The 13,666-nt window shown below is 72.2% G+C and carries 15 protein-coding genes; 11 read left to right on the top strand and 4 right to left on the bottom strand.

Annotated features, from left to right (window positions below; all coding sequences use genetic code 11):
• Positions 1 to 53 precede the first annotated feature (53 nt).
• Positions 54 to 611 (bottom strand): hypothetical protein, encoded by a 558-nt coding sequence (locus ABH937_RS28395; RefSeq protein ID WP_280694592.1) that lies wholly within the window; start codon positions 609 to 611, stop codon positions 54 to 56.
• A 290-nt stretch (positions 612 to 901) separates the two neighbouring features.
• On the opposite strand from ABH937_RS28395, the gene def reads away from it, so the two are divergent.
• From def to ABH937_RS28375, 4 genes are all read left to right on the top strand, one after another.
• The gene (gene def, locus ABH937_RS28390) at positions 902 to 1,447 is read left to right on the top strand and encodes a peptide deformylase (RefSeq protein WP_370219960.1); all 546 of its coding nucleotides are present in this window, start codon (positions 902 to 904) and stop codon (positions 1,445 to 1,447) included.
• 68 nt (positions 1,448 to 1,515) lie between these two features.
• Entirely contained in the window at positions 1,516 to 2,454 is a 939-nt protein-coding gene (gene fmt, locus ABH937_RS28385; RefSeq protein ID WP_370219959.1) for a methionyl-tRNA formyltransferase, read from the top strand.
• Between the two features lie 80 nt (positions 2,455 to 2,534).
• Positions 2,535 to 3,983, top strand: a complete 1,449-nt coding sequence (locus ABH937_RS28380; RefSeq protein ID WP_280694595.1) for an RsmB/NOP family class I SAM-dependent RNA methyltransferase — start codon at positions 2,535 to 2,537, stop codon at positions 3,981 to 3,983.
• A 66-nt stretch (positions 3,984 to 4,049) separates the two neighbouring features.
• Positions 4,050 to 4,478, top strand: a complete 429-nt coding sequence (locus ABH937_RS28375; RefSeq protein WP_370219958.1) for a GNAT family N-acetyltransferase — start codon at positions 4,050 to 4,052, stop codon at positions 4,476 to 4,478.
• 182 nt (positions 4,479 to 4,660) lie between these two features.
• Here ABH937_RS28375 and ABH937_RS28370 read toward each other — a convergent pair whose 3' ends face one another.
• Positions 4,661 to 4,861: a DUF1272 domain-containing protein gene (locus ABH937_RS28370; RefSeq protein ID WP_370219957.1), complete on the bottom strand. Its 201-nt coding sequence runs from the start codon at positions 4,859 to 4,861 to the stop codon at positions 4,661 to 4,663.
• Positions 4,862 to 5,108: 247 nt separating this feature from the next.
• Here ABH937_RS28370 and ABH937_RS28365 point away from each other — a divergent pair, with 247 nt between their 5' ends.
• On the top strand, positions 5,109 to 6,326 hold the full coding sequence (locus ABH937_RS28365) for a cytochrome P450 (RefSeq protein ID WP_280694598.1): 1,218 nt from the start codon (positions 5,109 to 5,111) through the stop codon (positions 6,324 to 6,326).
• A gap of 134 nt (positions 6,327 to 6,460) precedes the next feature.
• Here ABH937_RS28365 and ABH937_RS28360 read toward each other — a convergent pair whose 3' ends face one another.
• Positions 6,461 to 7,201, bottom strand: a complete 741-nt coding sequence (locus ABH937_RS28360; RefSeq protein ID WP_280694599.1) for a TetR/AcrR family transcriptional regulator — start codon at positions 7,199 to 7,201, stop codon at positions 6,461 to 6,463.
• 158 nt (positions 7,202 to 7,359) lie between these two features.
• On the opposite strand from ABH937_RS28360, the gene ABH937_RS28355 reads away from it, so the two are divergent.
• The 3 genes from ABH937_RS28355 to ABH937_RS28345 all read left to right on the top strand — a co-directional run bounded on the left by ABH937_RS28355 (position 7,360) and on the right by ABH937_RS28345 (position 10,293).
• Positions 7,360 to 8,385 (top strand): ATP-binding cassette domain-containing protein, encoded by a 1,026-nt coding sequence (locus ABH937_RS28355; RefSeq protein ID WP_370219956.1) that lies wholly within the window; start codon positions 7,360 to 7,362, stop codon positions 8,383 to 8,385.
• The gene (locus ABH937_RS28350; protein ID WP_370219955.1) at positions 8,385 to 9,224 is read left to right on the top strand and encodes an ABC transporter permease; all 840 of its coding nucleotides are present in this window, start codon (positions 8,385 to 8,387) and stop codon (positions 9,222 to 9,224) included. Before ABH937_RS28355 ends, ABH937_RS28350 begins: the two co-directional genes overlap by 1 nt.
• 97 nt (positions 9,225 to 9,321) lie before the next feature.
• Complete coding sequence (locus ABH937_RS28345) at positions 9,322 to 10,293, top strand: aldo/keto reductase (protein ID WP_280694602.1); 972 nt, start codon at positions 9,322 to 9,324, stop codon at positions 10,291 to 10,293.
• Positions 10,294 to 10,314: 21 nt separating this feature from the next.
• On the opposite strand, the gene ABH937_RS28340 is transcribed toward ABH937_RS28345, so the two are convergent.
• Positions 10,315 to 11,163: an SDR family NAD(P)-dependent oxidoreductase gene (locus ABH937_RS28340; RefSeq protein WP_370219954.1), complete on the bottom strand. Its 849-nt coding sequence runs from the start codon at positions 11,161 to 11,163 to the stop codon at positions 10,315 to 10,317.
• Positions 11,164 to 11,313: 150 nt separating this feature from the next.
• Between ABH937_RS28340 and ABH937_RS28335 the strand changes: the two genes are divergently transcribed.
• The 3 genes from ABH937_RS28335 (at position 11,314) to ABH937_RS28325 (ending at position 13,659) form a co-directional block, all read left to right on the top strand.
• Positions 11,314 to 12,135 carry a methyltransferase domain-containing protein gene (locus ABH937_RS28335; protein WP_370219953.1) on the top strand — a complete coding sequence of 274 codons (822 nt, stop codon included), beginning with the start codon at positions 11,314 to 11,316 and terminating at the stop codon, positions 12,133 to 12,135.
• Between the two features lie 76 nt (positions 12,136 to 12,211).
• Positions 12,212 to 12,895: a ribulose-phosphate 3-epimerase gene (gene rpe, locus ABH937_RS28330; protein ID WP_280694605.1), complete on the top strand. Its 684-nt coding sequence runs from the start codon at positions 12,212 to 12,214 to the stop codon at positions 12,893 to 12,895.
• Complete coding sequence (locus ABH937_RS28325; RefSeq protein WP_370219952.1) at positions 12,883 to 13,659, top strand: RDD family protein; 777 nt, start codon at positions 12,883 to 12,885, stop codon at positions 13,657 to 13,659. The genes rpe and ABH937_RS28325 overlap by 13 nt, the downstream gene beginning before the upstream one ends.
• Positions 13,660 to 13,666 lie beyond the last annotated feature (7 nt).

The raw sequence follows: 13,666 nt of genomic DNA, 5'->3' as shown, positions 1-13,666 counted from the left end.
GCGGGTGGTGCGTTCGGTGTGCGGGTGGTGCGTACGGGTCGTCGGCGGCGAGGTCAGCCGCGCAGCGGGACCCCGGAGCGGTCGAGGCCGCCTTGGCGGGCGGCCGGCACCGAGCGGGCCAGCGCCGCCGAGGCCGGTTCCGGAGCGGGCGCCGGCTCCTCGACGAGGCGATCGTCGCGCGAGGTGGTGGGGGCGGGCAGCGAGGTGCCGAGCGCCGGCCCGGCAGCGGCCGTGCCGCCCGCCGCCCCGAGCAACTCGGTGGCCGAGCGGCGCATCCCGTAACGGCGGTGCACCGCCTGCTTGGTCACTCCGAGGGCGGAGCCCACCGAGTCCCAGGAGAAGCCGAGCGCCCGGTCGAACTCCACCGCCGCCGCGACCAGCGTCTCCACGCTCTCGCGCAGCTCCTGGGCCAGGCGAACGGTCGGCGCGGGCGCCCGGCCGTACACCACGAAGCCGCCGGAGCTGCTGGGGCGGCGCGGTCGGTAGACGTTGCCCAGTTGGGCGGTCAGCGTCCGCAGGGCGTCGACCTGGCGGCGGACCCGTTCGATGTCCCGCACCAGCAGGTGCAGGCTCGCCCGTGCCCGGGTGTCGTGGTTGATCTGCTCGGCCATCGTGCTCAGGCCACCTTCCGTGCAAGTGATGGGGCCTCGCGCCGGCCCGGTGAAACTCACGGTCAATCTGCCTTGACCAACGCCGAAGCAGGGTCCGGGGTCACGCGTCCGACAGGTCCGGTTCCGGGCGTCAGTGCTGAGCGTGTGCTCGGGCCGCTGCTCGGCAGGTGCCCGGGCGGCGGGATCCGGCCTGCGGCGGGCGAGCCGGGCGGGGCCCGGGCGGTGGGACGCCACCGCATAGACTGACGTGCTGCCCGCGTGACCACCTGACCCGAGAAGGAGCCGCTGCCGTGGCGATCCAGCCGATCCGGATCTTCGGTGACCCGGTGCTGCGTGCCAAGGCGCAGCCCGTGACCACCTTCGACAAGGAACTGCGCACGCTGGTCAAGGACCTCACCGAGACCATGCTCGACGCGCCGGGCGCGGGCCTGGCCGCGCCCCAACTCGGCATCTCGCTGCGGGTCTTCACCTACCACGTGGACGGCGTGACGGGTCATCTGATCAACCCCGACCTGTCGCTGACCGAGGAGGAGCAGGAGGGCCCCGAGGGCTGCCTGTCGCTGCCCGGGCTGCGCTTCGACACCAAGCGCGCGTACGGCGTGGTGGCTCGCGGCTTCAACGAGTACGGCGACCCGGTCACCGTCGAGGGCACCGAGCTGCTGGCCCGCTGCATCCAGCACGAGACCGACCACCTGGACGGGATCATCTTCATCGACCGCCTCGATCGCGAGCTGCGCAAGGAGGCGATGCGGGCGATCCGCGAGGCCGACTGGGGCGGGGGGCCGGCGCCGCAGGTGCGGATATCGCCGCACAGCACCTTCGGCCCGGTTCGCTGATCGACCCTCAACTCACCCACAAACCAACTCACCCACAACCAACTCGCCCGCAACGAAAGGCACCTGCTTTGCGTCTCGTCTTCGCCGGAACCCCCGAGGTGGCCGTCCCCGCGCTGGAGGCGCTGCTCGCCTCCGAGCGGCACGAGGTGGTCGCGGTGGTCACCCGTCCCGACGCCCCCGCCGGGCGTGGGCGCAAGCTGGTCGCCAGCCCGGTCGGGCAACGGGCGGCGGAGGCCGGCATCGAGGTGCTCAAGCCCGCCAAGCCGAGCGAGCCGGAGTTCCTGGCGCGGCTGGCCGAGTTGGCCCCCGACTGCTGCCCCGTGGTCGCCTACGGCGCGCTGCTGCGCGAGCCGGCCCTGGAGATCCCCGCGCAGGGCTGGGTCAACCTGCACTTCTCGCTGCTGCCCGCCTGGCGCGGCGCGGCGCCCGTCCAGCACGCGGTGCTGGCCGGCGACGAGGTGACCGGCGCCTCGACCTTCCGGATCGAGCGCGGCCTGGACTCCGGACCGGTCTTCGGCGTGATCACCGAGGAGATCCGGCCCACCGACACCAGCGGCGAGCTGCTCGACCGGCTGGCCCGATCCGGTGCCGGCCTGCTGGCCGCGACCATGGACGGCATCGAGGACGGCAGCCTGCTCGCCGTTCCGCAGCCGGCCGACGGCATCACGCTGGCCCCGAAGATCAACGTCGAGGACGCCCGGATCGAGTGGAACCACCCCGCGCTGCGGATCGACCGCCTGGTGCGCGGCTGCGCGCCCGCGCCGGGCGCTTGGACGATGTTCCGGGGCGAGCGGCTGAAGCTCTCCGGGCCGGTGAAGCTGCTCACCGACAGCGCGGAGCTGGCTCCCGGCGAACTCGCGGTGAGCAAGAACGCGGTGCGGGCGGGCACCGGCAGCCACGACATCGAGCTCGGCGAGGTCCAGCCGCAGGGCAAGAAGCCGATGCGGGCGGCGGACTGGGCGCGCGGGGTGCGGATCGAGAGCGGCGAGCAGCTGGGCGCGGCCTGAGCCCCAGACCTGGGCTCGAGGTCTGAGCCTCAGCTCTAGCGTTACCGTTTCTGATAACTCCGCAGCACCTTGAGGTCCCCATGAGCACCCCCGCCACCCCGTCGAAGCCCGCCAAGCGCGGCGCGCCCCGCCCGCACCGCCGTCCGAAGAAGGACCCGGCGCGCAGCGTCGCCTTCCGTGCGCTGCGTGCCGTCGACGAGCGCGACGCCTACGCCAACCTGATCCTGCCCTCGCTGCTGCGCGAGGCCGAGCAGAAGGGCATGGACCGCCGCGACGCCGCGCTCGCCACCGAGCTGGTCTACGGCACGCTGCGCCTCCAGGGCACCTACGACGCGATCATCGCCGCCTGCATCGACCGCCCGCTGCGCGAGGTGGACCCGCCGGTGCTGGACGTCCTGTCGCTCGGCGCCCACCAGTTGCTCGCCACCCGGATCCCGACCCACGCCGCCGTCTCCGCGACCGTCGAGCTGGCCAGGGCCGAGGTCGGCGACGGCCGGGCCAAGTTCGTCAACGCGGTGCTGCGCCGGATCAGCGCCCAGGACCTGGAGGCCTGGATCGCCCAGGTCGCCCCGCCGTACGAGGCGGATGCCGAGGACCACCTCGCCGTGGTCCACTCGCACCCGCGCTGGGTGGTCGCCGCGCTCTGGGACTCGCTCGGCCGCTGGCAGCCGCAGGCTGCCGGCCGCTCGGCCGTCGAGGAACTGCTGCGGGCCGACAACGAGCGTCCCGAGGTCACCCTGGTGGCCCGCCCGGGCCGGATCGCGGCCGACGAGCTGGCCGCCGACCTGCCGGAGAGCACGCCCGGCCGCTGGTCCCCGTACGCGGTGCGGCTGGCCGAGGGCGGCGACCCCGGCTCGCTGCCGGCGATCCAGCAGAACCTGGCCGGCGTCCAGGACGAGGGCAGCCAGCTGGTCGCGCTCGCACTGGCCGCGGCGCCCGTCGAGGGCAGCGACCGGCTCTGGCTGGACGGCTGCGCCGGCCCCGGTGGCAAGGCCGCGCTGCTCGGCGCGCTGGCCGCCGAGCGGGGCGCCGCGCTGGTGGCCAGCGAGCGCCAGCCGCACCGAGCCCGACTGGTGGCCCGGGCGCTGGACGGCAACCCCGGTCCGTACACCGTGATCACCGCCGACGGCACCAGGCCAGCCTGGCGGCCGGGCAGCTTCGACCGGGTACTGGTCGACGTGCCGTGCTCGGGCCTCGGCGCGCTGCGCCGCCGTCCCGAGTCGCGCTGGCGCCGCCGCCCGGAGGACGTGGCCGGCTTCGGCCAGCTCCAGCGCGACCTGCTGCGCTCGGCGCTGACCTCGGTCCGGGTCGGCGGCGTGGTCGGCTACGCGACCTGCTCGCCGCACCTGGCCGAGACCCGCGCGGTGGTCGACGACGTGCTGCGCGGCCGCGCGGACGTCGAGTGGGTGGACGCCCGGCCGCTGCTGCCCGGCGTCCCGGCACTCGGCGAGGGCCCGGACGTCCAGCTCTGGCCCCACCTGCACGGGACGGACGCGATGTACCTGGCGCTGCTGCGGCGCACCGCGTGAGGGCTGTGACACGAGGGCTGTGACACGAGGGCTGTGACATGAGAGCTGTGACATGAGGGCTGTGACATGAGGATCGGGCCTGAGAGGGCTTTCGACCCGGACGAGGTGCTCCCGCTCTACCAGGCGGTGGGGTGGGAGGGGTACACCCGCGACGTCGACAGGCTCGTCCGGGGCCTGGCGAACTCGCACCTGGTGATCACCGCCCGGGACGCGGCGGGCACGCTGCTCGGGCTTACTCGGACGATCTCGGACGACGAGCACGTCTGCTACGTGCAGGACCTGCTGGTGGATCCGCGCTGCCGGCGGCAGGGGATCGGGCGGGCGCTGATGGCACATCTGACGGATCGTTACCGGCACTGCCGGTTCTTCCTGCTCTCGACGGACCACGAGTCGACCCCCGAGGGACCGCGCAACCACGCGTTCTACCGCGGGTTGGGGTTCCTGTCGTTCGAGGAGAAGCGGATGTCGGGCTTCGGGCTGCCGCGCGTGCGGTGACCGGCTGCTACCCCGCTCGGAGGGCGATGGCCAGGGCCGGGACGTCGGCGCCGGGGAGCCGGTTGACCAGGACGGTGATCATGCGGTCAGCCTGAATGATCGTTTCAGAATGCCGTTCGGAGCCGCCGGAGGCAGATCATCGAGCGCAAGACCCGCAGCTCAACTCATTCTGAACTGATCACTTAGGCGGGTTCGCCGACCGAGGCCGGAATACCGCGAGGGCGGGCGACGAGTTCACCATCGCGGTTGGGGCAAATGTCCCGCATCGCGTCACCTTGCGGCGCGCAGAATGTGCGCTTGTGCAAGCAGATATGGGCGATCGAGGCGTGCGAAAGGACTGCGGTCCGGTTTTCTTCGCGGCGATCGCGTATCTCCAGGGCCATGTCACTTCTGTCGATGTCGGAGTTCCGTTGGTCCGACGGCCATCGGGCAAAGTTGAATGCCCATTGTCAATGCGGCGCTCTTCGGCAGGAAGCATCGACCGGGACGAAATCGCCCAAGTCAGGCTGCTGCACGAAGTTCGTATCCGTACACGTGTCGATCCCCTTGACGGTACTGTCTTTCAACCGTGAATCTGTCAATCAGCCACGTGGACAAGTGAGTTCAGTCAGTCCTGAAAGGACCACAGTGATGAGCAGTCCAGAGGCGATCGAGCGCCTTGCCGCCGATTTCATTCACCGGCCCTACGAGCTCTACGCCAGGCTGCGCGCCGAGGGCCCGGTCAAGGAGATCGTGATGCCGCACGGCGTCAAGGTCTGGATCGTCACGCGCTACGACGACGTGCGGATGTTACTGGCCGACGATCGGGTCAGCAAGGACGGAAGACGGGTCAACCAGCTCTACGCGAGACACTCGGGGGCCGACGAGTCGTCGACCAGCTTCAACGACGACCTGACGGCCCACATGCTCAACTCGGACCCGCCCAAGCACACCAGGCTGCGCAAGCTGGTGGCCCGAGAGTTCACCACCCGCCGGGTGGAGCAGATCCGGTCGCGGATCGTCGCGATGGTGGACGAGCTGCTGGACCGGATGGAAGAGCGGGACGAGGTCGACCTGGTGGCCGACTACGCGGTCCCGATCCCCATCACCGTGATCGCGGAGCTGCTGGGGATCCCGGCTGACGACCGGGCGCTGTTCCTGGGCTGGGCCACCACGCTGGTCGGGGCCGACCACGCGCCCGAGGAGGTGGAGGCCGCCTCCACCGCGGTCATCGACTACGCAAAGCAACTGATGGAGCGCAAGCGCGCACAGCCCCAGGACGACCTGCTCAGCGGCCTGGTGCACGCCACCGATGACGGCGAGTCGATGTCCGAGGCGGAACTGGTCGCGATGTTCTTCCTGCTGGTGGTCGCCGGCCAGGAGGCGTCGACGCACATGATCGGCAACTCCATCCTGGCGCTGCTGCGCAACCCGGAGCAGCTGGCCAAGCTGACCGGCGCCCCGGAGCTGTACGGGTCGGCCTTTGACGAGTTGATGCGCTACGACAGCCCGGTCAGCATTGCCAGCTTCCGGTTCACCAAGGAGCCGATCCCGCTGAGCGACGGCGTGACCATCCCGGCCGAGGAGATCCTGGTCCTCTCGCTGGGTTCGGCCGGCCGGGACCCGCACAAGTTCGAGCAGCCCGAGGTCCTGGACGTCACCCGCAAGCACACCGGTGTGCTGAGCTTCGGCCACGGCGTGCACTACTGCGTCGGGGCGCCGCTGGCCCGGATGGAGGTCGAGATCGCGCTGCGCCGGCTCTTCGAGCGTTACCCGGAGCTGCGACTGGCTCGGCAGCCGCAGGAACTCCGCTACCGGAACAGCACGTTGATGCGCGGCCTGACGGCTCTCCCGGTCGCCACCAAGTAGCGACGCACACGACGGGGCGGCCCTGGACATCTCGTCCCGGGCCGCCCCGTCGTGTCAGCGGATCACGAACGCAGGTCGAGGGTGCGGCACTTGACGCTGGACTGGTGCCCCGCTTCCACGGCGGGCGGCGGCGGTCAGGGCTCCACCAGTACCGTCAGCAGCTTGTCCAGGAAGCGCTCGAAGGACGCCTGTGGGTCCAGTGGCGCGTTGCCGGAGGCCAGCGCGCCGGCGATGTTCGGGTAGTCGCCGGTCAGCACGACGCCGGTCAGGTAGGTCACCAGGTCGCGCTGCCACTGCTGGACGTCCTGCCCGGAGGCCACGGTGGCGCGTTCCCAGTCGACGAACTGGCAGGTGAACCCGGTCAGCATGGCCAGCGCCTCCATCTTCTGGCCGCCGCTCAACTCGGTGTCGGCCAGCGCGCCGAGGAAGAACTCGGTGTAGCGCAGGCTGTTCGGGCCGAACGAGGCCCGGGTGCGGATGATCGTGACGGCCCACGGGTGGCGGCGCAGGATCGCCAGTTGCTGACCGGCCAGCAGCCGCAGGTCGGCGCGCCAGTCGCCGGACGGCTGGTCGGGCAGCTCGTACTCGGCGCAGACCGCGTCGAGCATCAGGTCGAGCAACTGCTCCTTCTTCGGCACGTAGTTGTAGAGCGACATGGTCCCGGCGCCCAGCTCGCCGGCGATCCGGCGCATCGTCACCGCGTCCAGCCCGTCGGCGTCGGCGATCTCCATCGCGGCGCGGGCGATCGAGGCGCGGCTGTGCGCGGGGCGCGGCCCGCGTCCGGTGCGCTCGGGGCGCAGCCAGATGAGCTCCGGCGATTCGGCACCGGGCTCGGGGGTGGCGTCGGGGGTGGGGCTGGACTTGCGGGACGGCACGGACGGATCACCTCTCGGGTCCCCATCCTAGAGGGGCCGCCAGTAGGGGGTGGTTCGACTGCCGGCCGGGCAGCCTTCTGTTCCGTACAACGTACGTAGTACGCTGTTGCACAGCACGCTTCTACGTACAACGTACCTATATTCCGGAGGGAACCGTCATGTCCCGAGAACACCTCGCCGTCCGCGCCCAGGGTCTGACCAAGCGCTACGGCAAGACCCACGCGCTGGCCGGACTCGACCTGGCGGTTCCCGCCGGCACCGTCTACGGGCTGCTCGGCCCGAACGGCGCGGGCAAGACCACCGCCGTGCGGATCCTCGCCACGCTCGCCGTGCCCGACCAGGGCAGCGCCACGGTGGCCGGCTACGACGTGGTCACCGAGGCCGAGCAGGTGCGGCGCAGCATCGGCCTGGCCGGGCAGCACGCCGCCGTCGACGAGGGGATCACCGGTCGGGAGAACCTGCAGCTGGTCGGCCGCTTCCACCACCTCGGCGCCCGCGAGGCCCGCCGCCGCAGCGCCGAGCTGCTGGAGCGGTTCGGGCTCGCGCAGGTGGCCGACCGCCTGGTGCGCACCTACTCCGGCGGGCAGCGCCGTCGCCTCGACCTGATCGCCTGCCTGGTCACCAGCCCGCCGGTGCTCTTCCTCGACGAGCCGACCACCGGCCTCGACCCGCGCAGTCGCGGCGAGATCTGGGACGCGGTGCGGGAGTTGACCGGCACCGGTACCACGGTGCTGCTCACCACCCAGTACCTGGACGAGGCGGACCGGCTGGCCGACCAGGTCCTGGTGATCGGCCAGGGTCGGGCGATCGCCGACGGCCCACCCGACCGGCTCAAGGCCTCGATCGGCGCCCGGGTGGAGGTGGCGGTCGGCAACGTGGCTGAACTGCCCGCCGCCGCACGGGTGCTGGCCGCGCTGACCGGCGGAGAGCCGCAGACCGACGCCGACCGGCTGCTGGTCTCGGTGGTCTCGCTGCCCGGGTGCGAGGTCTCGCTGCCGCGCCTGGTACGGGCGTTGGACGAGGACGGGGTGGCCGCGCGGGACGTCGCGTTGCGGACTCCGACGTTGGACGACGTCTTCCTCGCGCTGACCGGCGACGCGGGTCCTGGTGCGGGTATCAGCGATGCGGGTGTCGGCGACGCGGCTGTCGGCGATGCGGGTGTCGCGGCGGAGGTGGCGGCCTGATGTCCGTCGCGACTCCTGGCACCGTACGCCGGCCGGCTCTCGGCAGCCCGCGCCGCAGCCGCACCGATCCGCTCGCCGACGCGCTCACCTCGACCCGCCGGGTCCTGCTGCACTACCGCCACTCGCCCGGCCTGATGGCCGCCTCGCTGGTGGTGCCGGTGGTGATGGTGGTGGTCTTCGGCTACGTCTTCGGCAGTGCGATGCGGGTGCCCGGCGGCAACTACCGCGAGTTCCTGATGCCGGGCCTGTTCGCGATGGTCAGCGTCAACGGGGTGATGCCGACCATGGTCGGCGCGGCCCGGGACCTGGACCGCGGCGCCGCCGACCGGATCCGCTCGATGCCGGTCTCGCGCTTCGGTGTGCTGCTCGGCACCGCGCTGGCCGACCTGCTGGTCAGCACCGTGGTGCTGGCGCTGCTCGCGGTGGTCGGCCTGCTGGTGGGCTGGCAGGCCCACCGCGGGCTCGGCGACGCGCTGGCCGGGTTCGGGCTGCTGCTGCTCTTCCGCTTCGTGATGACCTGGCTCGGCACCTGCCTGGGCCTGGCCGCGGGCCGGGAGGAGGTGGCCGGCCAACTGGCCATCCTGACCTTCCCGATCGGCATGGTGACCAACACCTTCGTCCCGACCGGCGGCCTGCCCGGCTGGCTGCGGGTGATCGCCGAGTGGAACCCGATCAGCTCAGTGGTGGCCGGGGCCCGGCAGCTGTTCGGCAACCCCGCCGGCAGCGGCCAGGGTTGGCCGCTGCACCACCCGGTGGCCGCGACGCTGCTCTGGTCGGTCCTGCTGATCGCGGTCTGCGGGCCGCTCGCGGTGCGCAGCTACCAGCGGCACGGTCGGTGACGCGCACGGCTCAGCGGACCTCTCAGTTGATGGTCCATCAGGTCGGTCTTCAGTGAAGTGCTGGACAGCGGGGAGCGGTGCGGCGGAGGGTGGGGTCATGGAGTACACCCACCTCGGCCGCACCGGCCTTCGCGTCTCACGTCTCTGCCTGGGCACGATGAACTTCGGCCCGCACACGGAGGAGCCCGACGCCCATCAGATCATGGACGTCGCGCACGAGCAGGGCATCAACTTCTTCGACACCGCCAACACCTACGGGCGGCAGGTGAGCCTCGGGCGCACCGAGGAGATCATCGGCAACTGGTTCGCCCAGGGCGGCGGGCGTCGGGAGAAGACGGTGCTCGCCACCAAGCTCTACGGGGACATGGGGGACTGGCCCAACGAGGGCAGGCTCTCCGCGCTCAACATCCGGCGGGCGGTGGAGGCCAGCCTGAAGCGCCTGGGCACCGACTACATCGATCTCTACCAGATGCACCACATCGACCGGGCCACGCCGTGGGAGGAGATCTGGCAGGCGATGGAGGTGCTGGTCGCCCAGGGAAAGATCATCTACGTCGGCTCCAGCAACTTCGCCGGCTGGCACATCGCCCGGGCCCAGGAGGCCGCCAGGGCCCGCAACTTCCTCGGCCTGACCAGCGAGCAGTCGTTCTACAACCTGCTGGAGCGCACCGTCGAGCTGGAGGTGCTGCCCGCGGCCGAGGCCTACGGCCTGGGCGTGATCCCCTGGTCGCCGTTGAACGGCGGCCTGCTCGGCGGCGTGCTGCGCAAGGAGCGGGAGGGGGTGCGACGCGTCAGTGGCCGGGCGGCGAGCGTGCTGGCCGACAAGCGCGAGCAGATCCAGGCGTTCGAGGACTTCGCCGCCGAACTCGGCCAGGAGCCGGGCGACATCGCGCTCGCCTGGCTGCTCACCAGGCCGGCCGTGACCGCTCCGATCGTCGGGCCGCGCACCCTGGAGCAGTTGCACGCGGCCGTGCGCGCGCTGGGTGTGACGCTCGATCAGAAGGCCCTGGCGCGGCTGGACGAGATCTTCCCCGGGTTCGGGCCCGCGCCGGAGGCGTACGCCTGGTGATCAGCGGCTCGTTCGGCTCGCTCAGCTCGCCCGGCCGAGTGCCTCGGTGACCAACTCCTCGGACAGGGTACGGAGTCGGGCGCGCGCCTCGGGGTCGTAGGCCTGGGCGTCGGCGCGGGCCTCCTGGGTGCCGTTGTAGTACCGGCCGCTGTTGGCGCCGGCGGCACCGGTGACCAGCCGCAGCGTCGCTTCCAGGCCCTGCTCCACCGTGCTCCAGGGGGTCACGCCGGCCTCCTGGACCATGGTGGTGGCCATCAGGCTGGCCGGGTGCAGGGCGTTCACGGTGACCGGCCGGTTGTCGGCGGCCAGCCGGTCGGCCAGGTCGTAGGTGGCGGTGATCTGGGCCAGCTTGCTGCGCCGATAGGCCACCGCCCCGTCGTACGCCTTGCTCAGCTGCGGGTCGGCGAAGTCGATCGGCTCCTGGCCGGCCGAGGCCACGTTGACGATCCGGGCCGCGCCGCCGGGCGACTCGGCGAGCCGGGGAAGCAGCCGCTCGGTCAGCCGGTAGCCGGCCAGGTAGTTGACGGCGAAGCGCAGTTCGATGCCGTCGGCGGACTCCTGGCGGCCCGTTCCCGGGGCGCCGAAGCCGATGCCGGCGTTGTTGACCAGGACGTCGAGCCGGTCGAAGCCGGCCAGGACGGTGTCCGCGAGCCGGTCCACCTGGTGCAGGTCGGCCAGGTCGGCGAGTCGGACCTCGGCCGCCCCGCCCGCAGCCCGCACCTGCCGCTGAACCTCGGCGGCCCGTTCGGCCGAACGCCCGTGCAGGATCAGCAGCGTGTCCGGTGCGGCCAGCCGCAGGGCGAGGGCCCGGCCCAGGCCGTCGGTCGCACCGGTGATCATGATGGTGGTCAGGGATGAAGTGGGTGACATAGTGTCAGCTCCGGAGTCCGTAACGGAAGTTTCGCGACGGTTCGGAGGTAAACCTAGCGACTCCGGCGGGAGTTCGTATCGGAACTCGTGTCGGAACTCGCGGTCGGCCGAGGGGATCGATGCGGGGACGACGAGGGGATGGCGGGGGTGATGGGGACGATGGACGGGACGGGCGCCGCGTACCAGGATCCGCGGCTCGCGTCGGTCTACGAGCGCGGCAACGAGATGCCGGCCGCCTCGCTGCGGGCCTGGGCGGAGCTGATCGCCGGGTACGCGCCGGGCGGCCGCGCCGTCCTGGAAGTCGGGGCCGGGACCGGGATGTTCTGCGCCGCGCTGGCCGAGGTCCTGCCGGCCGCCGAGGTGACCGGGGTGGAGCCGTCCGCGCCGATGCTGGCCGAGGCCGAGCGGCACAACGCCCACCCGCGGGTGCGTTACCTCGCGGGACCGGCCGAGGCGCTGCCGGCGCCGGACGCGGGCTTCGACCTGGCGCTGCTCTCCCGGGTGGTCCACCACCTGCCGGACCGGCCGGTCGCCGCCCGCGAGCTGGCCCGGGTGCTGCGCCCCGGCGCACGGCTGGTGATCCGCACCACCGTGCGGGAGCGGCTGGACGCGCCGGTGTACCGCTACTGGCCGCGGCTGCTGGAGACCGATGCCGAGCGTTTCCCGAGCGAGCGCCAGATCGTCGAGGACTTCACCCCGGCCGGGTTCGCCGTGCACCGGGTGCACTCCTTCAGCCGGCCGGTGGCGTCCGACCTGCGGGAGTGGCGGGAGCGGATCGGCGGGCGGGCGCAGTCGAAGTTCCTCGCGCTGAGCGAGGCGGAGTTCGCTGCGGGCCTGGCCCGGCTGGACGCGGAACTCGCGGGTGGCGGCGGTGCTGGGGCTACTGGGGCTACTGGGGACGGTGGGGCGACGGCGCCGGTGCTGGAGCGGTACGACGTGATCGTCCTGGAGCGGACCCCGGTCGGGGCCTGAGTCCGGCCTTCGGGAGATGATGGCCCCAGGCGGCCCCGGTGGTGGTCGGTTCGACGAGTGGTGAAGGTTTCCGGAAATGGCCCAGATCAACCCCAGCATCCTGTCCGCGGACTTCGCCCGCCTGGCCCAGGAGGCCGAGGCGGTGCGCGGCGCCGACTGGCTGCATGTCGATGTGATGGACAACCACTTCGTGCCCAACCTCACGCTCGGCGTCCCGGTGGTGGAGTCGCTCGCGCGGGCGACCAGCACGCCGCTGGACTGCCACCTGATGATCGAGCAGCCGGACCGCTGGGCGCCGCAGTACGTGGAGGCCGGTGCCGGCTCGGTCACCTTCCACGTCGAGGCCGCCGCCGCGCCGGTCCGGCTCGCGCGGGAGATCCGGGCCATGGGCGCCCGTGCCTCGATGGCGCTGAAGCCCGCCACCCCGATCGAGCCCTACGAGGACCTGCTGCCCGAGCTGGACATGCTGTTGATCATGACCGTCGAGCCCGGCTTCGGCGGCCAGGCCTTCCTGGACATCATGCTGCCCAAGATCCGCCGCACCCGGGAGCTGATCGCCAAGCACGGCCTGGAACTCTGGCTCCAGGTGGACGGCGGCGTCTCCGCCAGCACCATCGAGCGCTGTGCCGAGGCCGGCGCGGACGTGTTCGTCGCCGGTTCGGCGGTCTACGGGGCCGCGGACCCGGCCGAGGCGGTCCGCTCGCTGCGGGCCCAGGCCGAGGCGGCCACGGCGGGTGCGGGGTGGGCATGCGCACACTGAACTTCCCCGAGCAGGGCCCCACGGCCGGTTTTCCGCAGCCCGGCCCCGTCGCGGGCTTGGCGGCGGTCGCCCCGCGCACCGGGGTGTTCCGGCGAGGGTTCGCCTGGCTGGTCGACTTCGCCGTGGTCCTCGGACTGGCCATGCTGCTCGGCGTGCTGACCTTCCATCGGATCGGCGCGATGCTGATCAGCGTCCCCGGCCTGGCCGGGCAGAGCGTGTGGCAGTTGATCAAATCGCGCGGCAACTACGTCGGGGCCGGCGAGGGACTGGGGCTGTCGCTCTGGCACTCGGCGATCTCCGATGTGCAGCAGGGCTTCGTCGCCCTGGTGCTGCTCACCTTCCTCTACCAGTTCGCGACGCTGGCCCTGGCCGGCCGGACGCTGGGCAAGGCGCTGTTCGGCCTTCGGGTGCACGGCGCCGCGCCGCACGGGCTGCGGCGCGGCCTGCACCGTCGCCCCGCCGCGATCCGCGGCGCGGTGACGACGGTGGCGGACATCGGCTGCTTCGCGGCGGCCTGCTGCGCGCTGGCCGCCGGCGCGTTCGTGCTCGCGGCGGTGCTCTGGGCCGTCGCGCTGCTGGTCTTCTGGGTCAACGCGCTCCCCGCGCTGGCCGGGGAGCGCCGCTCGGTGGCCGACCGCCTGTCCGGCACCCGGGTCGGCGCCGTGGCCGTGCTGCAGCCCGCCGCGGCGTTCGCGCAGCAGGGCCTGCGGCAGCTGGCCGACTCGGACCTCGGGCGCAACCTGCGGAGTCGGACCGGCGACTGAGGATGCG

This window comes from Kitasatospora sp. GAS1066B (assembly GCF_041262605.1).
Taxonomy (GTDB): domain Bacteria; phylum Actinomycetota; class Actinomycetes; order Streptomycetales; family Streptomycetaceae; genus Kitasatospora.
Note: the sequence above shows the minus strand (reverse complement) of the source record. Positions and strands in the feature narration are given on the sequence as shown.

Coding starts and splice junctions, on each gene's coding strand:
- ABH937_RS28365 (WP_280694598.1), top strand. CDS start 5,109: ATGAGCAGTCCAGAGGCGATCGAGCGCCTTGCCGCCGATTTCATTCAC.
- ABH937_RS28375 (WP_370219958.1), top strand. CDS start 4,050: ATGAGGATCGGGCCTGAGAGGGCTTTCGACCCGGACGAGGTGCTCCCG.
- ABH937_RS28335 (WP_370219953.1), top strand. CDS start 11,314: ATGGGGACGATGGACGGGACGGGCGCCGCGTACCAGGATCCGCGGCTC.
- ABH937_RS28380 (WP_280694595.1), top strand. CDS start 2,535: ATGAGCACCCCCGCCACCCCGTCGAAGCCCGCCAAGCGCGGCGCGCCC.
- rpe (WP_280694605.1), top strand. CDS start 12,212: ATGGCCCAGATCAACCCCAGCATCCTGTCCGCGGACTTCGCCCGCCTG.
- ABH937_RS28325 (WP_370219952.1), top strand. CDS start 12,883: ATGCGCACACTGAACTTCCCCGAGCAGGGCCCCACGGCCGGTTTTCCG.
- ABH937_RS28355 (WP_370219956.1), top strand. CDS start 7,360: ATGTCCCGAGAACACCTCGCCGTCCGCGCCCAGGGTCTGACCAAGCGC.
- ABH937_RS28350 (WP_370219955.1), top strand. CDS start 8,385: ATGTCCGTCGCGACTCCTGGCACCGTACGCCGGCCGGCTCTCGGCAGC.
- ABH937_RS28345 (WP_280694602.1), top strand. CDS start 9,322: ATGGAGTACACCCACCTCGGCCGCACCGGCCTTCGCGTCTCACGTCTC.
- ABH937_RS28340 (WP_370219954.1), bottom strand. CDS start 11,163: ATGTCACCCACTTCATCCCTGACCACCATCATGATCACCGGTGCGACC.
- ABH937_RS28395 (WP_280694592.1), bottom strand. CDS start 611: ATGGCCGAGCAGATCAACCACGACACCCGGGCACGGGCGAGCCTGCAC.
- ABH937_RS28370 (WP_370219957.1), bottom strand. CDS start 4,861: ATGGCCCTGGAGATACGCGATCGCCGCGAAGAAAACCGGACCGCAGTC.